The 22,836-nt window shown below is 73.4% G+C and carries 21 protein-coding genes; 13 read left to right on the top strand and 8 right to left on the bottom strand.

Annotated elements, in window-relative coordinates:
• Positions 1 to 302 precede the first annotated feature (302 nt).
• The 7 genes from AF1_RS17060 to AF1_RS17030 all read left to right on the top strand — a co-directional run bounded on the left by AF1_RS17060 (position 303) and on the right by AF1_RS17030 (position 7,682).
• Positions 303 to 1,283: an ABC transporter substrate-binding protein gene (locus tag AF1_RS17060; RefSeq protein WP_067799625.1), complete on the top strand. Its 981-nt coding sequence runs from the start codon at positions 303 to 305 to the stop codon at positions 1,281 to 1,283.
• 21 nt (positions 1,284 to 1,304) lie between these two features.
• Complete coding sequence (locus AF1_RS35670) at positions 1,305 to 2,114, top strand: ABC transporter permease (RefSeq protein ID WP_067799622.1); 810 nt, start codon at positions 1,305 to 1,307, stop codon at positions 2,112 to 2,114.
• A complete protein-coding gene (locus AF1_RS35665; RefSeq protein ID WP_067799619.1) occupies positions 2,111 to 2,953 on the top strand; it encodes an ABC transporter permease in 843 nt (280 codons plus the stop codon). The genes AF1_RS35670 and AF1_RS35665 overlap by 4 nt, the downstream gene beginning before the upstream one ends.
• A 3-nt stretch (positions 2,954 to 2,956) precedes the next feature.
• Entirely contained in the window at positions 2,957 to 4,561 is a 1,605-nt protein-coding gene (mdlC, locus tag AF1_RS17045; RefSeq protein WP_067799617.1) for a benzoylformate decarboxylase, read from the top strand.
• 6 nt (positions 4,562 to 4,567) lie between these two features.
• The gene (locus AF1_RS17040) at positions 4,568 to 5,344 is read left to right on the top strand and encodes an ABC transporter ATP-binding protein (RefSeq protein ID WP_067799614.1); all 777 of its coding nucleotides are present in this window, start codon (positions 4,568 to 4,570) and stop codon (positions 5,342 to 5,344) included.
• A gap of 179 nt (positions 5,345 to 5,523) precedes the next feature.
• On the top strand, positions 5,524 to 6,318 hold the full coding sequence (locus AF1_RS17035) for an ABC transporter ATP-binding protein (RefSeq protein WP_067799609.1): 795 nt from the start codon (positions 5,524 to 5,526) through the stop codon (positions 6,316 to 6,318).
• A gap of 56 nt (positions 6,319 to 6,374) precedes the next feature.
• Positions 6,375 to 7,682, top strand: a complete 1,308-nt coding sequence (locus AF1_RS17030) for a flavin-dependent oxidoreductase (RefSeq protein WP_067799606.1) — start codon at positions 6,375 to 6,377, stop codon at positions 7,680 to 7,682.
• Here the strand turns inward: AF1_RS17030 and AF1_RS17025 are convergent.
• The gene (locus AF1_RS17025; RefSeq protein ID WP_067799603.1) at positions 7,672 to 8,280 is read right to left on the bottom strand and encodes a TetR/AcrR family transcriptional regulator; all 609 of its coding nucleotides are present in this window, start codon (positions 8,278 to 8,280) and stop codon (positions 7,672 to 7,674) included. The two genes, AF1_RS17030 and AF1_RS17025, sit on opposite strands and share 11 nt — an antisense overlap.
• Before the next feature lie 117 nt (positions 8,281 to 8,397).
• On the opposite strand from AF1_RS17025, the gene AF1_RS17020 reads away from it, so the two are divergent.
• Both AF1_RS17020 and AF1_RS17015 read left to right on the top strand, forming a co-directional pair.
• Positions 8,398 to 9,792, top strand: coding sequence for an MFS transporter (locus AF1_RS17020; RefSeq protein WP_067799600.1), 1,395 nt, complete (start codon positions 8,398 to 8,400; stop codon positions 9,790 to 9,792).
• Positions 9,793 to 9,794: 2 nt separating this feature from the next.
• Positions 9,795 to 10,007, top strand: coding sequence for an SGNH/GDSL hydrolase family protein (locus AF1_RS17015; RefSeq protein ID WP_067799597.1), 213 nt, complete (start codon positions 9,795 to 9,797; stop codon positions 10,005 to 10,007).
• On the opposite strand, the gene AF1_RS17010 is transcribed toward AF1_RS17015, so the two are convergent.
• The 5 genes from AF1_RS17010 to AF1_RS16985 all read right to left on the bottom strand — a co-directional run bounded on the left by AF1_RS17010 (position 9,989) and on the right by AF1_RS16985 (position 16,795).
• Positions 9,989 to 11,677, bottom strand: coding sequence for a bifunctional 3'-5' exonuclease/DNA polymerase (locus tag AF1_RS17010; protein ID WP_174548858.1), 1,689 nt, complete (start codon positions 11,675 to 11,677; stop codon positions 9,989 to 9,991). The two genes, AF1_RS17015 and AF1_RS17010, sit on opposite strands and share 19 nt — an antisense overlap.
• Before the next feature lie 130 nt (positions 11,678 to 11,807).
• Positions 11,808 to 12,302 (bottom strand): DUF4234 domain-containing protein, encoded by a 495-nt coding sequence (locus tag AF1_RS17005; RefSeq protein ID WP_067799594.1) that lies wholly within the window; start codon positions 12,300 to 12,302, stop codon positions 11,808 to 11,810.
• Positions 12,303 to 12,459: 157 nt separating this feature from the next.
• Entirely contained in the window at positions 12,460 to 13,986 is a 1,527-nt protein-coding gene (locus AF1_RS17000) for a metallophosphoesterase family protein (RefSeq protein ID WP_067799591.1), read from the bottom strand.
• Positions 13,987 to 14,318: 332 nt separating this feature from the next.
• Positions 14,319 to 15,200: a diacylglycerol/lipid kinase family protein gene (locus AF1_RS16990; RefSeq protein WP_067799586.1), complete on the bottom strand. Its 882-nt coding sequence runs from the start codon at positions 15,198 to 15,200 to the stop codon at positions 14,319 to 14,321.
• Between the two features lie 5 nt (positions 15,201 to 15,205).
• Positions 15,206 to 16,795, bottom strand: a complete 1,590-nt coding sequence (locus tag AF1_RS16985) for an FAD-binding oxidoreductase (protein ID WP_067799649.1) — start codon at positions 16,793 to 16,795, stop codon at positions 15,206 to 15,208.
• A 62-nt stretch (positions 16,796 to 16,857) separates the two neighbouring features.
• Here AF1_RS16985 and AF1_RS16980 point away from each other — a divergent pair, with 62 nt between their 5' ends.
• The 4 genes from AF1_RS16980 to AF1_RS33380 all read left to right on the top strand — a co-directional run bounded on the left by AF1_RS16980 (position 16,858) and on the right by AF1_RS33380 (position 20,516).
• Entirely contained in the window at positions 16,858 to 17,466 is a 609-nt protein-coding gene (locus AF1_RS16980) for a TetR/AcrR family transcriptional regulator (RefSeq protein ID WP_067799584.1), read from the top strand.
• Entirely contained in the window at positions 17,463 to 19,016 is a 1,554-nt protein-coding gene (locus AF1_RS16975) for a glycerol-3-phosphate dehydrogenase/oxidase (protein WP_067799581.1), read from the top strand. Before AF1_RS16980 ends, AF1_RS16975 begins: the two co-directional genes overlap by 4 nt.
• A gap of 113 nt (positions 19,017 to 19,129) precedes the next feature.
• Positions 19,130 to 20,035: a sucrase ferredoxin gene (locus AF1_RS16970; protein ID WP_067799578.1), complete on the top strand. Its 906-nt coding sequence runs from the start codon at positions 19,130 to 19,132 to the stop codon at positions 20,033 to 20,035.
• Positions 20,036 to 20,219: 184 nt separating this feature from the next.
• A complete protein-coding gene (locus AF1_RS33380) occupies positions 20,220 to 20,516 on the top strand; it encodes a WhiB family transcriptional regulator (RefSeq protein ID WP_021600082.1) in 297 nt (98 codons plus the stop codon).
• A gap of 311 nt (positions 20,517 to 20,827) precedes the next feature.
• On the opposite strand, the gene AF1_RS16960 is transcribed toward AF1_RS33380, so the two are convergent.
• Positions 20,828 to 21,814 carry a phosphotriesterase family protein gene (locus tag AF1_RS16960; protein ID WP_067799576.1) on the bottom strand — a complete coding sequence of 329 codons (987 nt, stop codon included), beginning with the start codon at positions 21,812 to 21,814 and terminating at the stop codon, positions 20,828 to 20,830.
• Between the two features lie 39 nt (positions 21,815 to 21,853).
• Positions 21,854 to 22,836, bottom strand: a 983-nt coding sequence (locus AF1_RS16955) for a YihY/virulence factor BrkB family protein (RefSeq protein WP_067799573.1), incomplete at its 5' end; no start/stop codon positions are given.

Here is a 22,836-nt window from a genome sequence, read left to right as displayed (position 1 = left end):
TGGGTCCGCGGCCCATCCTGTGGTTCCGGCGTCCCGGCGGCACCGAAAACCGCATGTCACCGGGAAGAACATCCGCGGCGCACCGGCCGCGCCATTGGCCGCCGCGACCGCCATAAGGACACAAGAGAGTCACACAATTCGACCTGAAACCACCCATGACGGGCGGTCCGCGATACGCTCCCGGCGCAGGTGATCTTCAGGCGTGGCAGGTGGCGTGGCTTACGGCCGTTCCCCTGGCTCTCATGCCTTCGATCCCCCAGGGCCCGCCGAAGCAGCTTCCCCATCAAGTTAAGGAGTGCCCGATGCGGCAATCCCTACGTCTTTCAGCGCTGGTCAGCGCGGTCACGCTGGCCGTCTCGGTCGTCGCCGGCTGCGGAGATTCCGATTCCTCCGGCGGCGGCAAGGGCCTGGAGGAGACGACCGTCAAGGTGGCCTCGCTGCCGCTGGTCGACGGCGCCGCCCTCTACGTCGCCCAGAAGGCCAAGCTGTTCGAAGCCGAGGGCCTGGACGTCAAGGTCATCCCCGTCCAGCAGAGCATCCAGGCACTGCCCGCCCTCGCCAAGGGCGGCGTGGACGTCATCGCCGGCGCGAACTACGTCTCCTTCCTCCAGGCCAATGAGAAGGGCGCCCTGAAGCTCAGCATCCTGGCCGAGGGTGCCCAGCTCACCTCGAACATGATGAACGTGCTGGTCATGCCCGACTCCAAGATCAAGAGCCCGAAGGATCTGGAGGGCAAGAAGATCGCCGTCAACATCCTGAACAACATCCAGACGGTGACGCTGAACGCGATCCTCAAGGCCAACAACGTCGACCCCACCAAGGTCGAGTACGTCCAGGTGCCCTTCCCGCAGATGGCCACCGCCCTGCAGAAGAAGCAGGTCGACGCGATCCACACCGTGGAGCCCTTCCTCTCCGACACCGAGAAGAAGCTCGGCGCCCGCGTGGCCGTCGACGGCGGCAGCGAGCCGGTGACGGGCCTGCCCATCAGCGGCTACGTGACCACGCAGGAGTTCGCCAAGAAGAAGCCGAAGACGGCCGCCGCGTTCCAGCGCGCCATCATCAAGGCGCAGAAGCTGGCCTCCCAGGACCGCAAGCGCGTCGAGGAGGTGCTGCCCGGCTACGCCAAGATCGACGCGCAGGTCGCCTCGGTCATCACGCTTCCGGACTTCCCCACCTCCCTGAGCGTCACCCGCATGCAGCGGATCGGAGACCTGATGCAGCAGGAGGGCCTGCTCAAGCAGCAGCCGGACATGAAGGCGATCCTGTTCCAGCCGACGTCGTGACGGCGGGACGCTGATCAGCTCATGACTCATGAGTCGGCGCCGCCCCGCGGCCTCTCGCGTCCCGGAAAGTGGGCGCGGGGGGCCGCCGGGGTGGCGATCCTGTTCCTGGCGAGCGAGATCCTCGGCAGAGCCGGCGTTGTGGACCGTTCCTATCTGCCCCCCGCGTCCAGCATCACCGCCCGCGCGTTCGAACTGGCCGGTGACCCGGACTTCCTGTTCAACGTGCGCGTTACCCTGACCGCATGGGCGCTCGGGCTGCTGATCGCCACCGCGATCGCGGTGCCGCTCGGGCTGCTGTTCGGCAGCGTCCCGGCGGTCAACACCGCCGTCCGGGCCATCGTGGAGTTCCTGCGCCCGATCCCGTCGGTGGCCCTCATCCCGCTGGCCGCGCTGCTGCTCGGCTCCGGCCTGAAGATGGAGGTCCCGCTCGTCGTCTACGCCTCCTCCTGGCCGATCCTGTTCAACACCGTCTACGGGCTGGACGACGTCGACCCGACGGCGAAGGACACGCTGCGCAGCTTCGGCTTCAGCCGGTTCCAGGTGCTGCTGCGCGTGTCGCTGCCGAGCGCCGCCCCGTTCATCGCGACCGGCGTGCGGCTCGCCGCGTCCATCGCGCTCATCCTGGCCGTCGGCACCGAGATCCTGTCCGGCTTCGGCGACGGCCTCGGCATGTTCATCGCCCAGGCGGGCAACGTGCCCGGCGGCACGCTGGACGTCCTCGCCGGGACGGTGTGGGCCGGCTGCCTCGGCCTGCTCATCGACATGCTCCTCGGGCAGGGCGAGAACCGCGTGTTCCGCTGGCACAAGGCACAGAGGAGTGGTGCATCGTGACGGCGGCGACCCTCGGCGCGGGCACCGCCCGCCGCGGCGGCCCGGCCGGCCGGGCGGCCCGCGGGCTGCTGCACCGGCTGCTTCCGCTGGTGCTCCTGATCGCCGGCTGGGAGGCGGCGACGCGCGCGTCCGACAGCCCGTTCTTCCCGCCGCCGTCGCAGATCGTCCGGCGGATGCGGGACATGTGGCTGTCCGGGCCGGCGAACCATCTGTACTTCAGCGCCGAGGCGGGCGACTCGATCATGCCCAGCCTCGGCCGGATGTTCCTGGGGCTCGCGCTCTCGGTCGTGGTCGGCGTCCTCCTCGGCCTCGCGCTCGGCCGCTCCGAGCAGGCGCTGGCCTACCTGGAGCCGCTGCTGCAGTTCTGCCGCGTGATCCCGCCGCCGACCCTGGTGCCGGTGTTCATCGTGCTGTTCGACCTCGGCACGCAGATGCAGGTCGCCTCGATCATCTTCAGCGCGATCTGGCCCATCCTGCTCAACACCGCGGACGGTGCGCGCAGCGTCGACCCCGTGCAGATGGCCACCGCCCAGGCGTTCCGGCTCTCCGCGGTGCAGCGGCTCCGGTTCGTCATCATCCCCTCCGCACTGCCGAAGATCTTCGCCGGGCTGCGGCTGGCGCTGTCCCTGGCGCTGATCCTGATGGTCTTCTCCGAACTGCTGCCCGGCACCTCCGACGGCCTGGGCTTCGAGCTGACCAACGCGCAGAGCCAGTCCGACCTGCCGACCATCTGGTCGGTGATCGTGCTGCTCGGGATTCTCGGCTACCTGTTCAACACGATTCTTCTCGCGGTGGAGCGGCGGATCCTCGCCAAGCACCGCGCAGGCGCGAAAGGCTGACGCATGACCACCCAGATCACCGTCCGGGAAGCATTCTTCGACTTCTGCCGGGCAGTGGGGATGACCACGTTCTTCGGCAATCCGGGCTCGACCGAGCTGCGGATGTTCCGCGGCTTCCCGGCCGACTTCCGGTACGTCCTGGCGCTGCAGGAGACCGTCGCGGTCGCGGCGGCCGCCGGGCACTCCCTCGGCACCGGCGGCGCGACCCTGGTCAGCCTGCACTCCGCCGGCGGCGTGGGGCACTCGCTCGGCGCGGTCTTCAACGCCTACCGCGACCGGGTGCCGGTCGTCATCGTCGCGGGCCAGCAGTCCCGGGCGATGCTGCCGACCCGCCCGTTCCTCGGTGCCGACGAGCCGGCGCTGTTCCCCCGCCCCTACGTCAAGTGGAGCCGGCAGCCCGAGCGCGCCGAGGACGTGCCGGCCGCGCTCGCCGAGGCGTACCGGGTCGCGATGACGCCGCCGCGGGGACCGGTGTTCCTGTCCGTCCCCGAGGACGACTGGGACGCTCCGGCCGAGCCCGTCCCGCCCCGCGAGGTCCACGCCGACTTCGCCGCCTCCCCGGCCGCGCTCCGGGAGGTGGCCGAGGCGCTGGACAACGCCGCGAACCCGGCCATCGTCGTCGGCTCCGGCGTGGACGACGAGGGCGCCATGCCCGGCGTGGTGAGCCTGGCGGAGCGGACCGGTGCGCGGGTGTGGATCAGCCCGCTGTCGGGCCGGTCCGGATTCCCCGAGGACCACGCGCTGTTCCGCGGTTTCCTGCCGCCCGTCCGCGACCAGCTCGCGGGGCGGCTGGAGGGGCACGACGTCGTCCTCGTCCTCGGGGCGCCGATCTTCACCTACCACGTGCACTCCGGGGGCCCCTTCGTCCCGGAGGGGACGCGGCTGTTCCACTTCGACTGCGATCCCGCGCAGGCGGCGTGGGCACCGGTCGGCACCAGCGTCCTCACCACGATCGAGGCGGGCGTGTCCGGGCTGCTCGAACTCGTCGACAAGGCCGACCGGCCCCTTCCCGAGCCGCTGCCCCGGCTGGCCAGGCCCCAGGCCACCGACCCGATCGACGCGGCCCTGGTCATCGAGACGCTGCGCGAGAGGATGCCGGCCGACGCGGTCATCGTGGAGGAGTGCCCGAGCCACCGGGAGATGTTCCACGCGCGGCTGCCGATCACCCGGTCCGGCGGTTTCCTGACCACCGGCAGCGGCGCACTCGGCTGGGGCCTGCCCGTCGCGGTCGGACGGGCGCTCGCCGGTTCGGGTGAGCGCATCGTCTGCGTCATCGGCGACGGCTCGATCATGTACTCCGTCCAGGGGCTCTGGACGGCCGCGCAGTACAACGTCCCGATGACCGTGGTCGTCCTCAACAACCGGGGCTACGGGGCCGTCAAGGCGCTCGGCCGCCGGATCGAACTGGAGACCGTCCCCGGCACCGACATCCGCGGCATCGACTTCGTGTCGCTGGCGGCCGGCCTCGGCTGCCCCGGCCGGTCCGTGACCGGCGCCGCCGACCTGGACGCCGCGATGGCCGAGGGGCTCGCCCACGACGGCCCGTTCATCATCGACGTCGACGTCGCCCCCGACGACTCACCCGCCTACCAGCCGCTGGAGGGGTGACCCGCGATGCTGGAGATCACGGGACTCGGGCACGCCTACGGGGCGCACCGGGTGCTGGAGGGCATCGACCTGGAGGTCGGCGAGGGAGAGCTCGTCACGATCGTCGGGCCGTCCGGCTGCGGGAAGTCCACCCTGCTGCGCTGCCTCGCCGGGCTGATGGCGCCGGGCGAGGGGAAGGTCGTGCTGAACGGCACCCCGGTCACCGGTGTGCCCGACGACCTCGCCGTCGTGTTCCAGGACTACAGCCGCTCCCTGATGCCGTGGCTCACGGTGCGCGACAACGTCGCGCTGCCGCTGCGGCGCCGCGGGCTCGGCCGGTCCGAGCGGCGGGCCGGGGCCGCCGAGGCGCTGGCGTCGGTCGGGCTCGGGGACGCGGCGGGCAAGTACCCGTGGCAGTTGTCCGGCGGCATGCAGCAGCGGGTGTCCATCGCCCGCGCGCTGGCCTACCGGCCGTCCCTGCTGCTGATGGACGAGCCCTTCGGCTCGGTGGACGCGCAGACCCGGGAGGACCTGGAGGACCTCGTCCTGCGGGTGCACCGGTCCGAGGGCGTCACGATCCTGCTCGTCACGCACGACATCGACGAGAGCGTCTATCTCGGCGACCGCGTCGTCGTCCTCGCGCGCGATCCCGGCCGGATCCGGGCGGAACTGCCCGTCACGCTGCCGGCCGGGCGCGACCAGATCGGGACGCGGAGCGACCCGGAGTTCGTCCGGCTCCGGGCCGAGGTCGGCCGGCTGGTCCGCGGCGTGGCCGCGGACCTCTCCGAAGCGGCGAGCCGGTAACGCGCCGCATCCCCCGCCCGATCAAAAGGTCAGGTCTTCGACAGCCCCCCGCGTACGGAGCCTTCGCTCATGGCCGCTGGTCGCCCGGTACGCCGGCGCCCAGCGGCCGGCGAGCCCTTCGACGACCGGCCCTTCCGCCGACGAATCCTGCCGACGTCCACACAGAAAAGGCGGCCGCGATGCTCCAGATAACCGGCCTCACCCATTCCTACGCCGACGGGCACCTGGCCCTCGACGGCCTCGACCTCACGGTCCCGGACGGTGAGCTGGTGAGCATCGTCGGCCCGTCCGGCTGCGGCAAGTCCACGCTGCTGCGCTGCACCGCCGGGTTGATCCGCCCCACCGGCGGGAGGCTCACACTGAACGGTGCGCCGATCGGCGGGGTGCCCGACGACCTCGCCGTGGTCTTCCAGGACTACAGCCGCTCGCTGTTCCCCTGGCTGACCGTCCGCGACAACGTGGCGCTGCCGCTGCGCCGGCGCGGCAAGTCCCGCGCGGAGCGGCGCGCCGCCGCGCAGGAGGCGCTGGAGTCGGTCGGGCTCCCGGACGCGGGACGCAAGTACCCGTGGCAGTTGTCCGGCGGCATGCAGCAGCGCGTGTCGATCGCGCGGGCGCTCGCCTACCGCCCGTCGCTGATGCTGATGGACGAGCCGTTCGGTTCGGTGGACGCGCAGACCCGGGAAGACCTGGAGGACCTCGTCCTGCAGGTGCACCGGAACGAGAAGATGACGATCCTGCTGGTCACGCATGACATCGACGAGAGCGTCTACGTCGGTGACCGGGTGGTCGTGCTGAACCGGTCGCCCGCCCGGGTGCACGCCGACCTGCCGGTCTCGCTGCCGGCCGTGCGCGACCAGATCGGGACGCGGAGCGACCCGGAGTTCGTCCGGCTCCGGGCCGAGGTGGGGCGGCTGGTCCGGGGCGGGGCGAAGGTGGCGGGGGCGGCGCCCGCGGACGCGGACCGGGGGACCTAGCCGGGCCCGGGAGGGCGCGCGGACGACGAGACCGGAGGCGGACGGAGGGGGAATTCATGCGCGTACTCATCGTGGGGGCCGGGATCGGCGGGCTCACCGCGGCGTTAAGCCTGCACGAGGCCGGGTTCGAGGTGCTCGTCGCCGAGGCCGCCGCCCGGCTGCGGCCGCTCGGCGTCGGCATCAACCTGCTCCCGCACGCCGTGCGCGAGCTGACCGAGCTGGGGCTCGGCGAGGAACTGGCCGACCTCGGCGTCCCCACCGCCGAGATGGTCCATTTCGACCGGTTCGGCGGGCGGATCTGGGGCGAGCCGCGCGGGCTGGCGCTCGGCTACAGCTGGCCGCAGTACTCGATCCACCGCGGCGAGCTGCAGATGGCGCTGCTGGAGGCGGTGCTGGCGCGGCTCGGCGAGAAGTCCGTCCGCACCGGCACCGTCTTCGAGGGCTTCGAGCAGGACGGGACGCGGGTGCGGGCGCGGCTGCTCGACCGGGCGTCCGGCACCGTGGAGACCGTCCCGGCGGATGTGCTCGTCGGCGCGGACGGTCTGCACTCCGCCGTCCGCGCGCAGTTGTACCCGGACGAGCCGGCGCCGCTGTGGAACGGCATCCGGATGTGGCGCGGCCTGACCGAGGGCGAGCCGTTCCTGACCGGGCGGACGATGGCGGTGGCGGGCACCAACACCGCGGCCAAGGTGGTCGTCTACCCGATCTCGGGGCGCGCCGAGCGCGACGGCCGGGCGCTGCTGAACTGGGTGGCCGAGGTCAACATGGTCCGGGCCGGGCACTCCGGGGGGCCGTCCCCCAACGGCGAGGCGGCCGGCGGCCGGCCCGGCGGCACCGCCGACTGGAACCGGACCGGGCGGCTCGACGACGTGCTCCCCCACTTCGCGGGCTGGACGTTCGGCTGGCTGGACGTGCCGGCCCTCCTGCGCGGCACGGCGCAGATCCTGGAGTACCCGATGGTCGACCGGGACCCGCTCGGCCGCTGGACGTTCGGCCGTGTCACGCTGCTCGGCGACGCCGCCCACCCGATGTACCCGATCGGGTCCAACGGCGGGTCGCAGGCGGTCCTGGACGCCCGCGTCCTGGCGCATGAGCTGGCCAGTGCCGCCGACCCCGCCGCCGGGCTGCTCGGCTACGAGCGGGAACGCCGCGAGGCGGCCAACGCGGTCGTCCTGGCGTGCCGCGACATGCCCGCGGACCGCGTCCTGCACATGGTCAGCGAGCGCGCCCCGCAGGGGTTCTCCTGCATCGAGGACGTCCTGACCCCCGAGGAGCTGACCGCCATCAACGGGGCCTATCAGCGGACGTCGTTCTCCGACGTGGAGGCCCTCAACACGCGTCCCTCGTACACGGTCACGAGCTGACGGCGGCCAGGCGGGCCCGCACGGCCCGCGCGGCGCGGTCGTGGAAGGACGGGTCGTCGTGGAGGAGCGCATGGGCTCCGCCCGTGCGGCACAGGGCGTCCAGCTCGAAGGCCAGCTGCGGGACGTCGGCGGACGCGTCGATCTCGCCCCGGTCCCGCGCCTCGCGGAGGCACTGTTCCAGGAACGCGCCCCAGTCGCGCTGTGAGGCGGCGATGGCGTCCCGGACCCGGCCGGGACGCGCGTCGAACTCGGCCATCGTGGAGTGGAAGAAGCAGCCGCCGGGAAAGACGGGTTCGCGCTGGTAGCGCTGCCAGGCGTCCAGGAGCGCGCGGACGCGCCCGAGCCCCGCGGGGACGGCGAGGGCGGGTGCGATGACGTGCTCGCGGAACAGGCCGGACGCCTTGCGAACGGTCGCGAGCTGCAGTTCCTCCTTGGAGCCGAAGTGCGTGAACACGCCGCTCTTGCTGATCTGCAGCTCGGCGGCCAGCCGGCCGATCGACAGCCCCTCCAGGCCCTCCGCCGAGGCGATGTCGGCGGCCCTGCAGAGGATGACGTTGCGCGTCTTCTCGCCTTTGAGGAGCCGTCCGTCGGTGCTCACGCGCCCTAATGTGCACGACCGTTCGTGCAAAGTCAATGCGGCACCCCCCTTGACGGCAGGGGGCTCCAGAGAAGAAAGTACGACCGTTCGTTTATTTTTCTCTGAGAGGCCCGACCCATGACCGCCGAGACCACCGCGGCACCGCCCCTCGCGGCCGGCGCGCGGCGGGACGTGCCCTGGCTCGCCGCCGGGGCGACGTTCCTGGCCATGCTCGACGCGACCGTCGCGAACCTGGCCGTCCCCGACCTGCACGCCGACTTCCCGGGCAGCTCGCTGTCCGGCCTGACCTGGGTGATCACCCTGTACGCGGTGCCGTTCGCGGCACTGCTCGCACCCGCCGGGCGGCTCGCCGACCTGGTCGGGCGGCGGACGCTGTACCAGTGGGGCACCGGGCTGTTCACGCTCGCCTCGCTGGCCTGCGCGCTCGCCCCGACCGTGCCCGTCCTGCTGGCGACGCGCGGCGTGCAGGGCGCCGCCGCCGCCGCGCTGATCCCCGCGTCGCTCGCACTGCTGCTGCACGACACGCCCCCGGAGCGCCGCGCGGGCGCCATCGGGCTGTGGAGCGCGGCGGGCGCGTTCGCCGCCGCCATCGGCCCCGGCCTGGGCGGGGTGCTCGTGGACCAGTTCGGCTGGCGCTCCCTGTTCGTCATCAACGTGCCGGTCGGCCTGGCGATGCTGCTCGGCGGGCTGCGGCTGCCCCGCGCGAAGGGCGGTGCGGGGCGGCTGCCCGACCTCGCCGGGACGGTCCTGCTCGGCGCCGGCGTGGGCGGCGTGGCGCTCGGCGTGACCCAGGCCCGCGACTGGTCCTGGACGGACGCCCGCACGCTCGCGCTCCTGCTCGGCGGCGCCGTCCTCGTCGGGCTCGCGCTGTGGCGTTCGGCACGGCACCCGGTGCCCGCGCTGGAGATCTCGCTGTGGCGCAACCGCCCGTTCGCCGCCGCCAACGCCGCCTCGTTCCTGTACGGGACGGCCCTGTACTCATGGCTGCTGCTCGGTGTGCTCTACCTGACGGCCGAATGGCACTACTCGATCCTCAAGGCGGGCTTCGCCTCGACGCCGGGCGCGTTCACCGCCACCGCGGCGGCGGTCGTGATGGGCCGCCTCACCGGCCGCATCGGGGTCCGTCCCGCGGTGACGGGCGGCGCGCTGATCATGGTCGTCTCCGGGGTCTGGACGGTCGCCGCACTGCCGGCCGGCCCCCACTTCGTCACCTTCTGGCTCCCGGTCGGCCTCCTCGTCGGGACCGGCATGGGGATGCTCAGCACCGGCACCGCCTCGGCCGCCGCGCTGTCGGCCGGGCCGCTGCGGTTCGCCGGGGCCACCGGCCTCAACACCACGGCGCGCCAGCTCGGCGGCGCGCTCGGCATCGCCGTCCTCGCCGCGCTGCTGCCCGCCCGCGCGGCGCACGACGACTACACCGCCGTCTACCTGTTCTGCACGCTCGCCGCCGCCGGCGCGGCGCTCGCGGGCCTGCTGCTGACCGCCCGGCCCCGCACCTCCGGAGGAGAATGACCATGGCCGAGACGACGCCGTCGGAGTGGACGGACCCGGCCGTCCTGCCCGCCGCCGAGTTCGGGGCCTGCCACGTCGACAACCCCTCCGACCACCCGGTGGCGGCCGACCCCGGCGTCTACAGCGGTGACCGGCTTCATCTGAACGCGCGGGGGCACGCGTTCGCCGCCGCCAACACGGTCCGCGCGCTCGCGGCTCACTTGGCGTCGGCGTAACGGTCGACGACGGCGATCTCCATCGGGAACACGACCGGCGTGTCGCCGAACAGCAGGCGGCGCGCCTCGTCGGCCGCGGCGAGCACGGCGGCGGCGACGTCCCCGGCCAGCTCGGCCGGGGTGTGCACGATGACCTCGTCATGCTGGAAGAACACAAGACGGGGGAAGGTGAGCGCGGTGAGGCGGCGGCGCAGCGAGCCGAGCAGGGCGAGCGCCCAGTCGGCGGCCGTCGCCTGCACGACGAAGTTGCGGGTGAACCTGCCCCGGCTGCGCAGCGCCCGCGCCGCCGTGCCCTGCTGGGAGCCGGGCGGCGTGTCGCCGTCGCCCGCCGAGGTCAGCTCGCGCCACCCGGCCGACGGCGGCGGGCAGGTGCGGCCCAGCCGGGACCGGACGAGCCGGCCGCTCTCCCCCGCCCGCGCGGCGGCCTCCACGTAGCCGAACGCGTCCGGGAACCGGTTCTTCAGGACCGCGAGCAGTTGCACCGCCTCACCCGTCCCTCCCCCGTACATGGCGGAGAGCAGGGCGAGTTTGGCCTTGGCACGTGCGGTCAGCCCGCCGTCAGCGTCGCCGGTGAACGCGTCGGACAGGGCCGCGTACAGGTCGCCGTGCGCGGCGGCCTCGGTGAACGCGCGGTCCCCGGCGAGCGCGGCGAGCACGCGGGGTTCGAGCTGCGCGGCGTCCGCGACGACGAGCGACCAGCCGGGATCGGCGACGACGGCCCGGCGCAGCACGCGCGGGATCTGCAGCGCGCCGCCGCCGCTCGTCGCCCAGCGTCCGGACACCACGCCGCCGACCACGTACTCGGGGCGGAACCGGCCACCGCTCACCCACGTGTCGAGCCACGTCCAGCCGTGCGCGGTGTGCAGCCGCGACAGCTCCTTGTACTCCAGCAGCAGCGGGACGGCGGGGTGGTCGAGCCGCTTGAGGACGTGCGCGCGGGTGGACGGGATCGGCAGCCCCGCCGCCGCGAACGCCTTGAGGATCTGCGCCGGGGAGTCGGGGTTGACGTGCACGCGGGGTCCGAACGCGGCGCTGATGCGGTCGGCGAGGTCCTGCAGCCGGCGGGGACGCAGCCCGCCGGGCGGCCGCGGCCCGAGCAGCTCGGTGAGCAGCGCGTCGTGCTCCTCGGCCGACCAGGGCAGCCCGTCGTGCCCCATCTCGGCGGCCACCAGCGCCCCCGCCGACTCGGCCGCGGCGAGCAGCGCGAAACCGTCCAGGCCGGCGATGGCGCGCTGCTGGGCGGCGTGCACCGCGACGACCTGCTCGATGTCGTCGGCGGGCTCGTCCTGCCCGGCGTCGTCGCCGAACAGCGACGGCTGCGCGGGCCTGTCTCTCGGCTGACGATCGGGCGGGACGGGTTCGCCGCGCAGCCGCGCCCACGCCGCCCGCACCGAGCGGGGCTCCCCGTGGCGGCCGGCATGGCCGAGCAGCAGGTTCTCCGCCAGCTCAAGGTCATGGCAGCGGGCCACCCGGACACCCGCGTCGAGCAACCGCGGGTAGAGCCGCGCCGTGGACGGCCACACCCAGCGCGGCGCGTCGGCCCGCTCCTGGCCGTCGATCGCCGCGACCAGGTCGGGCACCGCACGCGCGGGGGCCGCGGGCGTCCCGTCCTCGGCGAGCGTCCGCAGCACTCCCCCCGTGCCCGGCCCCACGGCCACCGCTGTTCTCACGGGCTCATTGTGACGCCGACCTCGGACGAAACCGCGGCTCCGGACGCGCCGAACCCCTCCGCGACGGGTGATGCGCGGAGGGGTTCGGCGTGATCTTCAGCGGGGCCAGGGCCGTAGCCCCCGGTGGTGATCAGGCGGCCAGGGAGACCTGCTGGCCGGCCGGGGTGTCACCGTAACGGTCGATGACCTTGTTCAGCTGGAGCTGGTAGTACAGCACGCCGAAGCCGAAGATGCCGAGCAGGAAGCCCATGCCGCCGCTGCAGCTCGGCTGCAGGCCGGCGGCGCGCTGGGCCTCGGCGATGCGGCCGCCGAGCTTGACCCACATGATCAGCGGCCAGATGCCGAGGGTGATGCCGCCGAAGAGCATGGACAGCAGCGCGTTGGTGGCGGCGTCGTCGATGCGGCGGTCGTACTGGTGCAGTTCGGTGTGGACCTTGAAGAACCAGACCAGGCCGTAGATGCCGAAGGTGATCATGGGGAGGCCGAGCCAGGCGCCGGCCGGGTTGCGGCGCTTCATGTTGTAGCCGGCGCCGGCGGCGGCGGGAGCCTGCTGCTGCGCGGGGACCGGCGCGTGGCCGCCCTGCTGCTGGTACTGCTGGCCCTGGCCCTGCTGAGGGTAACTCATCGAGTTGCTCTTCCTGTGGGACGCGGTCGTTTTCCGGCCGACCGTCCGTTACCGTTCACCCGTATGGTGATCAATGACTGTAACGGTCCATGGTCACGTCAGGAGAGTGAATAGCCGACTTCGGCCAGATTCCCGACGTTTTTCCCGCAGCGGAGGGCTAGCGTAGCGGGATCGTCACCTCGTCTTCGCACGGCGGTGCCGTCTCGTGGTCGCCGCAGCCCGTCGCGGCATAGCACCGGATCCGGAGCTGCGACTCCGTCACGTCCAGGCGCAGGAAGCTCTTGAAGAACGGCGGCCGGTCCCAGTCGGCCATCTCGGAGCGGAAGCGCTGCGGGAGCCGGTGCACCGGCAGCCGCAGGAGGCGGGGGCGGCGCCGGCCGTCGCGCGGGACACCGAGGACGGAGGCGACAAAGCGCGCCCGCCGGGACGGTCTCACCTCGGTCGCGGCGCTCCGGTAGCCGCGACCGGGCCTGATGCCGAGGCGGTACCGGACGGCGGCCGTCGCCTCCTCCGGCGTCAGCTCGAACAGCCTCGGCAGCCGCAGCCACCGCCCGTACAGCTTGCTGTAGCGGGAAAGGGAGTCGCCGCGCAGCGGGTAGCAGCGGAACTCGCCCTCCTTCACCACGCTCGTCCGGGGGATCGTGTGGGTCGCGTGCATGAACGCGCCGCCGCCGCCCGAGACGATGTACTGGATCGTCCGGCCGTCGCCGGCCCGCACCGGGTAGCGCTGGTAGTTGTGGATGTCGCCGCCGATCGCGGCCACGTAGTGGTGCGCCGGATCGCGGACGATCTCGTCGACCGTGCCGCCGCCCTCGACCGGCCCCGGACGGTGGTCGTCGTCCACGTACAGGGGCTTGCCGGTCACCAGCAGCTTGGGCTTGGGCCCGCCGGACACCTCGCGCAGCCACCGGCCCTGGTCGCGGTCGACGACTCCGGTGATCCCGGTGTCGATGCCGATGATGCGCAGCGACGGCGTGTCGATCGCCCAGTACGGCCCCGGCTGGACGGCCTGCTGGCCGGGCGCGCCCCGGTACGTGCGGCGGGCCTCGGCGAGGGCGGCCCGGTCGATCGGGCCCGGGTGGCGCCAGAGCAGCCGGGGAACGAACGCGAGCGCGCCGCGCCAGGGCGGCGGGGAGCAGTTCGCGTCCAGGGCGCAGAAGACGTGCAGGAAACCGCGCAGGCCGTCGTACCAGTCGTGATTGCCGGGGACCGCGTAGATGGGGGCCGGATAGTCCTTGTAGGGGCGGAAGAACTTCTCCAGGTACTGGCCCCCGTCCCCGGCCGGGTAGACCACATCACTGGCAATGATCATGAAGTCGGTGCCGGCGGCGGCGTGCAGCAGCGGCGGCACCACCGCGTACTGCGACCGGTCGCCCTCGCCGGTGTCGCCGAGCAGCACGAACGAGAACTCCGGCGCCGAGCGGTGCACGGTGAACGCGGCCGGCGTGCCCCGTTCGCGCAGCGCGGCCACGCAGCGGCGGCGGATCGCGTTGGACGGGTCACCGAACAGGCGCGCGAGCACGTCGTTGCGGGACCGCCACAGCACGGCGGGCCTGCGCCACGAGAAGTCGAGGACGCGCGGAGGAAGCAGGTCGTTGAACGTGCCCGGGCTTCCGCAGACCCACCCGGCACCCGCCTCGGAGGTGCGCGAGTTGTCGGGTCCGGGGGAAACCTCGGCACACACGAAACGCCTCCGGAAGGGGTGAGGGGATGCTCACACCCTGTCCGGAGGCGATCGTCGCGTCAAGCGAACGCGCGGAAGAGCGTGGTGGACGCCGGCGCCACCCCCAAAGACGCCGGCGCCACCACGTCAAGGGTGTCCGCGGTCATCATGAGTCCCCCCAGAACGGCGAGCGTGCGGTCGCCTCTCATGATGTCTCCACAGACAACCCCCAGGTCCCGAAAGCGGGACGTAACCGACGTTATACGGAGGGCCGTAATGGAGACGTAAACCACCCCAAATGTGGGGCCAAAACCTCGGGGACCGCCACGGAAGCGCAGGTGAGCGGGGGGGTGTCAGGGGGCCAGGACGCGGAGCGCGCCCGGCATCACCCTGGCGGTGACCGGCAGCACCCCGGGCAGCTCGCCGTCCGCCCCGTAGGGGAGCGTCCTGCCGGACGGCCCGGCCAGCTCGATCCGCACCTCCCGGCCGCGCATGACCTCCACCTCGGGCCGCCTGACGTGCGTCCCGTCCGCCAGCTCCCGCATGACGGAGAAGAACAGGGTCTTCGGGGCCTTGCGGATGAGGACGACATCGAGCAGCCCGTCGTCGACGCGCGCGTCCGGCGCGATGTGCTTGCCGAACCCGTAGTAGCCGGAGTTCGCCGCGACCACCGTGTAGCCCTCGCGCCGGTACTCCGCGCCGTCCACGCCGATCAGGTAGTCGGCGGGCCGCCACGTGATGATCGCCCGCAGCGCGCCGACGTAGTAGGCGGCGGACCCGCGCAGCAGCCGCGTCCTGTTGGCGTTGTCGTTGGCGACCGCGTCGACGCCCGCGTACACGCTGCCGAGGACGGGCGTCCCGTTGGCGTCGATGGCGTCCACGGCGCGGGGCTCGCCGTCCAGCAGCAGCGGGGCGAGCGCCGCCGCGCCGGACGGGACGCCGAGCTGGCGCGCGAAGTCGTTGCCGCGCCCGGCCGGGACGATGCCGAAGACCGCGCCGGTGCCGGCGAGGGCGCCGCCGACGCAGCCGACCATGCCGTCCCCGCCGACGCCGAGCACGACGCGGCCGGCCTCGGCGGCGGCGCGGGCGACGTCGGCGGCGTGCACCATGCCGCGGCTGTACTCGACGTGGACCTCGGCGCCCGCCTCCCGCAGCAGCCGGCTCAGCGGGATCAGGCAGGAGGCGGACGCCGGGCCGCCCGCCGCCGGGTTCACGATCGCGGTGAACGCGCGCATGGCCGTCACTCCCCCGCGGCCGGCGGGACGAGGACGCCCGGGTTGAGGATTCCCGCCGGATCGACCCGCTCCTTGACGGCGCGCAGCACGGCGGCGCCGAGCGGCCCGATCTCCCGGGCGTACCAGTCGCGGTGGTCGGTGCCCACGCCGTGATGGTGGCTGATCGTGCCGCCCGCGCCGGCGATCGCGTCGTTGGCGGCGTGCTTCGCCCTGTCCCAGTGCGCGATCGGGTCCTCGCCCTGCGCGGACACGACGGTGAAGTAAAGGGACGCGCCGGACGCGTAGACGTGCGAGATGTGGCACATGACCAGCGGTGGGGTCCCCGTGCTCGACAGGGTCCCGGTCAGGGCGGACCGGACGGCCTCGTACAACCCCGGGATGTCCGACCAGAACGCGGCGGTCTCCAGCGTCTCGACGAACGCGCCCACGTCCAGCAGCGAGTCGCGCAGATAGGGGGCGTTGAAGCGGCCGTGCTCCCACTTGTCGCCCGGCCCGGTGCCGAGGGGCTCGCCGCCGGCGTCGCGCAGGACGTCCGCCGCCCGCGCCCGCCGCTCGGCGACCCGCTCGGGGACGCCCTCGAACCCGACCACGGCCAGGCATCCGGCGGAGGGCGACCCGCCCCCGATCGCGGCCGGGTCGGCCAGCCCGACCATGGTCTCGGTCTCGTCCGACAGCCGGAGCACGGTGGGAAGCGGGCCGTCCTGGGCCAGCCGGCGCAGCGCGGCGGCGCCCTGGCCGAACGACGCGAACCGCCAGCCCTCGTACCGCCTGGCCTGCGGAACCGGCCGGACGCGCACCCGCACGGACGTGATCACGCCGAACGCGCCCTCCGAGCCGAGCACGAGCTGCCGCAGATCGGGCCCGGCCGCCGACCTCGGCGCCCGGCCGAGATCGAGCGTCCCCTCGGGGGTGGCCACGGTGAGGCCGACCACCATGTCGTCGAACCGCCCGTACCCGGCGGACGCCTGCCCGCTCGACCGCGCCGCCGCGAACCCGCCGATCGACGCCCACTCGAACGACTGCGGGAAGTGCCCGAGCGTGAAGCCGTGTTCGGCGAGCAGCGCCTCCGCCGCCGGAGCGCGCAGGCCCGGCTGCAGGACGGCCGTGCGGGACACCTCGTCCACCGAGACGAGGGCGTCCATGCGCCGCAGATCGAGGGCGATGAACGCGGCCACGCCCCGCGGCGCCAGCCCGCCGACGACGGACGTGCCGCCGCCGAACGGGACGACCGCGATCCGCTTTCGCGCGCAGAGCCTCAGTACCGCGAGGACCTCGTCATGACCGCCCGGCAGCACGACCGCGTCCGGCGCGTCGGAGGTCTCCCCGGCGCGGATGCGCAGCAGGTCGGGCGTCGATTTGCCGCGCGTGTGCCGGACGCGCGACTCGGTGTCGGCGCGGACGTTCGCGTCCCCGACGATCCCGGCGAGCGCGTTCAGGTCCGCGCCCGGCAGGCGGGGGGCCGCGATCTCGATCTCCGCCAGCGCGACCGGGGGCGCCGCCGCCGGCCGCACGCCGAGCAGGTCGCGCAGCAGCCCGACCGTCGGCTCGGGCAGCGGCGCGGCCTTGGCCGGATCGCCCCAGCCGCTCCACAGCATGTCCCGCGTCTGCACGCCGCCTCCCTCGTCGTCCCATGTCCTGTTGCCTTACACTGTGACATATGACGTCGAACCGTCACAACAGGACCGGGGCACGGACCGCCGACGACACCGTGCTCGACGCCGCGCGCGACTGCGTGCTGGCCGTCGGGGTGCGCCGCACGACGCTGACCGACATCGCCCGCCGCGCGGGCGTGTCCCGGATGACGCTCTACCGCCGCTGGCCGGACGTCCGCACGATCGTCGCCGATCTGATGACCCGCGAGTGGACCGGCATCGGCGACGCGCTGCAGCCCCCCGACGACGGCCGTCCCGTCCGGCCCCGGCTGATCGAGGGCCTGGTCACCGGCGTCCGCACGTTCCGCGGCCACCCGCTGCTCCGCAAGATCATCGAGGTCGACCCCGAGCTGCTGCTCCCCTACCTGCTGGACCGCTGCGGCGCCAGCCAGCACGCCTTCCTGACCTGGTTCGAGGAGGCGATCATCGCCGGGCACCGGGACGGCACGATCCGCGCCGGCCACCCCGGCCGGCAGGCGCGGGCGCTGCTGCTGGTCGTCCAGTCGTTCGCACTGTCGGCACCGACGATGCTCGACGACGCCGACCCCGACCTCGGTTCCGGCGCCTTCGACGCCGAACTCCGCGACACCCTGGAAAGGATGCTCGCACCGTGAACACCTCCGGACCCGACCCGCGGACGTCGCTCAACGCGGCGCGCCGGGAACGCGAACTCGCCGCCCTGCCCGGCGAGGTGGTGGACGTGCTGGTCGTCGGCCTCGGCGCGACCGGTGCGGGCGCCGCGCTGGACGCCGCCTCGCGGGGGCTGTCGGTCGCCGCGATCGACGCGCACGACCTGGCGTTCGGCACGTCCCGGTGGAGTTCCAAGCTGATCCACGGCGGGCTGCGCTACCTCGCGTCCGGGCAGGTGGACGTGGCGCACGAGAGCGCGGTCGAGCGGGACGCGCTGATGCGGCGCACGGCCCCCCATCTGGTGCGCGCGCTTCCGTTCGTCCTGCCGCTGACCCCGCTGGTGTCGCCCGCGCAGGCGGCCCTGGCGCACGCGGGGATGCGCGCGGGGGACCTGCTGCGGCTCGCCGCGCGCACCCCGCGCTCGGTGCTGCCCCGGCCGCGCCGGCTGTCGGCGGTCGAGACGCTGCGGCTCGCGCCCGCGCTGCGGCCCCACGGGCTGCGCGGCGGGCTGCTGTCGTGGGACGGCCAGCTCGCCGACGACGCGCGCCTGGTCACCGCGCTCGCCCGCACCGCCGCCGGGCACGGCGCCCGTGTCCTCACCCGCTGCCGCGCGGTCGAGCTGACCGGGGACGGGGCCCTCGTCCGGGACGAGCTGACCGGGCGGGAGTTCACCGTCCGGGCGCGCGCGGTCGTGAACGCGGCCGGCGTCTGGGCGGGCGGGCTCGTGGACGGGGTGCGGCTGCGCCCGTCGCGGGGCACCCATCTGGTGCTGCGGGCGGAGACGCTGCGCGGGCTCGCGGCCGGGATGCACGTCCCGATCCCGGGCGGCGGCGCCCGGTTCGTGCTGGTGCTGCCGCAGGGCGACGGCCGCGTCTACGTGGGCCTCACCGACGAGCCCGCGGACGGGCCGATCCCCGACGTGCCCGAGCCGACGGAAGGCGAGATCGGGTTCCTGCTCGACGTGCTGGGCTCGGCGCTGGACGTCCCGGTGCGCCGCTCGGACGTCGCCGGCGCGTACGCCGGGCTGCGTCCCCTGCTGGACCGGGGGCACGGCCGCGAAACCGCCGACATCTCCCGCCGCCACGCGGTGCTGACCTCGCGGGACGGCGTCATCACGATCGTCGGGGGCAAGCTCACCACCTACCGGCGGATGGCGCAGGACGCGGTGGACGCGGCCGTGCGCGGCCGTGGTCTTCGCGCCGGGCCGAGCCGGACCGCGCGCCTCCCCCTCGTCGGCGCGGCCCCGCGGGCGCGGCTGGACGCGCTGCACGCGCCGTCCCGCCTCGTCCAGCGGTACGGGGTGGAGGCGCCGCTGCTGGCCGCGCTCGGCGGGGACGACCCCGCGCTGATGGAGCCGGTCGTCGCGGGCCTGCCGGTGACGGGCGCGGAGCTGGCCTGGGGGATGCTGCACGAGGGCGCCCTGGACGCCGGCGACCTGCTGGACCGCCGCACGCGCATCGGTCTCGTCGCCGCCGACCGGGAGGCCGCGCTGCCCTTCGCGAAGGGCCTGTTCTCCCGCACGGCCCTACACTGAGATCTCCGGGCACTGAGACCTCCGTCACCCCGTCGTCCCAGGTCCTCCTGGTTTGACAGGGAGTCATTAGGTTACCCTTACCTAATTGCTCGAAGATCTACCAGGGGGACCACGTGACGCGCTCCAACGGCTGCGGGCACTGCCCGGGAAGCCACACGGGCGAGCGGCCGTGCCTGGCGACCGCGACCACCAAGGCGCGCGCCTGGCTGCTCGTCGAGCATCCCGGCCCCTGGCCCGAGCACATCACCGATCTGCCCGGCCCCGATCCGGTGGCCGAGGCCGTGCGCGCCGCGAAGAAGGCGGGCGTCCGGCCGCAGCTGATCCGGCGGCCGGGACGCCGCCGCGCGACTCCGCCGGTCCAGGTCTACGCCGCGTTCTCGCGCGGTGGCGAGGTCTGGATGGAGGGGCGCGAGCTCGCCGACCCGGCGGAGCTGGCGGCGCTCGACCTGGACGCGCTCGCCGCGGGCCGCTCGCCGGGGCTCGGCGGGCCGGTGACCGAGCCGGTGGTGCTGGCCTGCACGCACGGGCGGCACAACGCCTGCTGCGCCCGCACCGGGGCACCGCTGGCCCGCGCCCTCGCCCGGCGTTTCGACCGCCGCATCTGGGAAACCACCCATGTTGGCGGCGACCGATTTGCAGCGAATTTGGTGTGTCTTCCCCACGGGCTCTACTACGGCGACCTCGGCGAGACCGAGGCCGTGCGGGCGGTGGACGCCTACCTGCGGGGCGAGGTCGTCCTCGACCGGCTGCGCGGACGGGCCGGGATGCCCGAACCCGCGCAGGCGGCGGAGCACTTCGTCCGTGCGCACACGGGCCGGCTCGGGGTGGACGAGGTGACCGTGGAGTCGGTCACTGGAGCATCCCGGTACGAAACCGTCGTCGCCGTACAGCAGAGCCGTTACCGGGTGACCGTGGAGGCCGTCCGGCAGCCCGATCCCTGCGGGGCGGACTGCGGAGAGAACACGCGAACCTATGTTGTTAGGGAACTCACCCTTCTCAACGAGGCGACCCTCGTGTAATCTCGCTGAGGCCCCATTCGAGGGTCTCCTGTCGCACGTCCCCAGGTTTCCGGAGTAACCGGACGGGGAACAGAGCGGCAACTCCAGACGTTGGAACATTCGGCGCTTCTGACTCATGTCACCCGAAGTACGTCGAGCGTCCATGTCCCGATTTTTGTTCGAAACCAATCAAGGTGGGTGTTCCATGGCTCAGGTACGTCGGCAGGCAAACCTCCCTCGTCCCAGCTGGGGCTGGCAGGACGCCGCGGCGTGCCGGGGGGAAGACCTCGTCCTCTTCTTCGGTCCCGACGGCGAACGCCAGCCCGAGCGCGAGATCCGCGAGCGCAAGGCCAAGCAGATCTGCATGGGCTGCCCGGTCCGCACGGAGTGCCTGGACTACGCGGTGTCCCGGCCCGAGAAGTACGGCACGTGGGGCGGTCTGAACGAGGACGAGCGCGCGTCCGAGCGCCGTCGCCGGATGCGTCGCGCCAACGCCGCCTGACCGAGTACGCAGGCCGCCGAAACGCTCCCAGCGCGAACCCCGGCACGCCACCTGAAAACGACACGGCCCCGCCCCGCGGGGCCGTTTGCGTTGCCTCCGCCCGGCCTCTCCCGGCCGGGCGGGGGCGCGGCATCACATCGGAGTCCCCGCCGGTTCACATCGTGCCGCGACATTCCGCGGGGGACGCCCTTTTACCGCAATCGTCTCCGCGATGTGACCCATTCACCGAAATTCGTGGCGCACCATTTCGCGTGGAGCGGCTCACACCGTGCGGGGCGCGACTCGCGCCCCCTTCCGGGTCCCCTGCCCGCTCACGAACCCGTGAGCCACCTCAGCGGGTTGTCGTGCAGGACGGCCTCCAGCGTGGCGTCATCGGCGCCGGCGGCGCGCAGCGCGGGCAGGAACGTGTCGAACAGGTACCCGAAGCCCGAGCCGCCGTAGCGGCGGATCTGCGCCATCCGGGACACTCCGGTGCTCAGCAGCACCCGGCCGGCGTGCCCGGCCTCCAGCAGGTCCATCACGCAGCGGACGCGGGCGCCGAGGGCGGCGCGGTCCGCGCCGGCGAGGCCGAGCGTGCCGAACGAGACATAGCCGCCCGTCTCAGCGATCTTGCGGTGCTGACCGGGGTCGTCCACCCGGTCCTGCTGGCCGACCGCGACCCGGTGCGGGGCGAGCCCGGCGGAGGTGAGGATCTCCAGCTGGGCGAGGCCCGCCCGGCCGTAGGTCGCCACGGACAGCCCGGAGTAGCGGGCCGCCTGCGCGGCGGCGCGCAGGCACAGTTCCTCGGTCTCGCTCGGCGCCTCGCCCCAGGTGCCGATCTCCCCGATGACGCCGGGCAGGGCGTTCGTGCCGTCCATGCCGAAGCCGACCTCGGCGAGCAGCCGCTCGGTGAGCCGCTCCACGGCGGACGGGCCGTCCGGGCCGGTCCCGGCGGCGAGGACCTCGCGGACGAACGCGGGATGGAACGGCTCGGTGAACACGCCCGTCCCGGCGACCACGGCCACCCTGGCGCCGGCGCCGATCCGGGCGAGCGCGGCGGCGTTACGGCCCATGCCCGCGCAGGTCAGGTCGACGACCAGGCCGAGGCCGCGCTCCTTGCGCAGCGCGGACAGCTCCCGCTGGACGGACTTCTCCTCGTCCAGCCAGCGGCCGGGGTCGGAGCCGAGCAGCCGGGGCCGCGCGGGCCAGCGCAGGTCCATCTGCAGGTGCTCGTGGGAGAGCACCGGCCCGGTGATGTCGGACGTCGCGATCGTGCCGGTCACGGTCCGCAGCCGGCCGGGCTCCTCACGGGGGGTCATGACAGGCGAGGTTACGACATGTTTGACCTTTTCAATGCCTTATCCGGGGTTGTTTTTACCCGTGCTCCCCCGGTCGCGCGGAACCTGGGTGACCTGCGCCTCCCGCACGGCGCGCGCCCGTTCGGTGTCGCCGCTGGGCCACAGCCGGTCGATCTCGGCGTTCAGCGCGGCCCCGATCAGCACCGCGAGCGCCGCGACGTACAGCCAGGCGAGCACCGCGATCGCGGCGGCGAGCGACCCGTACACCGACACGCCGCGCAGCGACCCGGCCAGGTAGATCCGCAGGCTGACGCTGCCGACGATCCAGATCAGCAGCGCCAGGGCGGCGCCGGGGACCTCGCGCCACCAGGACGTCCGCACCGGCACGCTCATGTGGTACAGCAGCGCGAGGAACACGATCGACAGGCTCACCACGACCGGCCAGTACAGCGCCTGCACCGCCTCGGCGCTCTCCGGCAGCGCCTCCCGCACCAGCGCCGGACCGGCCACCAGCATCGGAATGACGATGATCATGACCAGGATTCCGATGACGTACAGGAAGAACGCGCGCAGCCGGGTGCGGATCACGCCGCGGACGCCGGACAGCCCATAGGCGATGGTGATGGTGTCGACGTAGACGTTCGTCGCCCGCGACCCCGCCCACAGCGAGATGAGGTAGCTGACGGACACGATGTCGGGGCTGCCGCCCCGGATCACGTCGTCGATCAGCGGGACGACGACCGAGTCGACCGCCGGGCCCGTCAGCACGGTGCGCGCCTGCTCGATCGCCCAGGAGCGGACCTCGGTGACGGTGCCGGCGCCGAGCAGTCCGCGCAGGTGCCCCATGGTGCCGATCAGCCCGATCACGAGCGGCGGCAGCGACAGCAGCGCGAAGAACGCGGCCTCGGCCGCGAGCCCGGTCACCCGGTACCGGAACGCGGTGACCGTGGTGCCCTTGGTCAGTGTCCAGGAGACCCGGGCGGACGTCCGCGCCGCCGCACGGACCCGCGCGGCCAGCCGGTCGCGTGCGCGCGGACGGGGGC

The organism is Actinomadura formosensis NBRC 14204 (assembly GCF_001552155.1).
Classification (GTDB): domain Bacteria; phylum Actinomycetota; class Actinomycetes; order Streptosporangiales; family Streptosporangiaceae; genus Spirillospora; species Spirillospora formosensis.
This window is presented reverse-complemented; position numbering and strand designations above follow the sequence as displayed.

Coding starts and splice junctions, on each gene's coding strand:
- AF1_RS17005 (WP_067799594.1), bottom strand. CDS start 12,302: ATGAGTTACCCTCAGCAGGGCCAGGGCCAGCAGTACCAGCAGCAGGGC.
- AF1_RS17040 (WP_067799614.1), top strand. CDS start 4,568: ATGCTGGAGATCACGGGACTCGGGCACGCCTACGGGGCGCACCGGGTG.
- AF1_RS17060 (WP_067799625.1), top strand. CDS start 303: ATGCGGCAATCCCTACGTCTTTCAGCGCTGGTCAGCGCGGTCACGCTG.
- mdlC (WP_067799617.1), top strand. CDS start 2,957: ATGACCACCCAGATCACCGTCCGGGAAGCATTCTTCGACTTCTGCCGG.
- AF1_RS16985 (WP_067799649.1), bottom strand. CDS start 16,795: ATGCTGTGGAGCGGCTGGGGCGATCCGGCCAAGGCCGCGCCGCTGCCC.
- AF1_RS17035 (WP_067799609.1), top strand. CDS start 5,524: ATGCTCCAGATAACCGGCCTCACCCATTCCTACGCCGACGGGCACCTG.
- AF1_RS16990 (WP_067799586.1), bottom strand. CDS start 15,200: ATGCGCGCGTTCACCGCGATCGTGAACCCGGCGGCGGGCGGCCCGGCG.
- AF1_RS33380 (WP_021600082.1), top strand. CDS start 20,220: ATGGCTCAGGTACGTCGGCAGGCAAACCTCCCTCGTCCCAGCTGGGGC.
- AF1_RS17030 (WP_067799606.1), top strand. CDS start 6,375: ATGCGCGTACTCATCGTGGGGGCCGGGATCGGCGGGCTCACCGCGGCG.
- AF1_RS35670 (WP_067799622.1), top strand. CDS start 1,305: ATGACTCATGAGTCGGCGCCGCCCCGCGGCCTCTCGCGTCCCGGAAAG.
- AF1_RS16980 (WP_067799584.1), top strand. CDS start 16,858: ATGACGTCGAACCGTCACAACAGGACCGGGGCACGGACCGCCGACGAC.
- AF1_RS17020 (WP_067799600.1), top strand. CDS start 8,398: ATGACCGCCGAGACCACCGCGGCACCGCCCCTCGCGGCCGGCGCGCGG.
- AF1_RS17015 (WP_067799597.1), top strand. CDS start 9,795: ATGGCCGAGACGACGCCGTCGGAGTGGACGGACCCGGCCGTCCTGCCC.
- AF1_RS16960 (WP_067799576.1), bottom strand. CDS start 21,814: ATGACCCCCCGTGAGGAGCCCGGCCGGCTGCGGACCGTGACCGGCACG.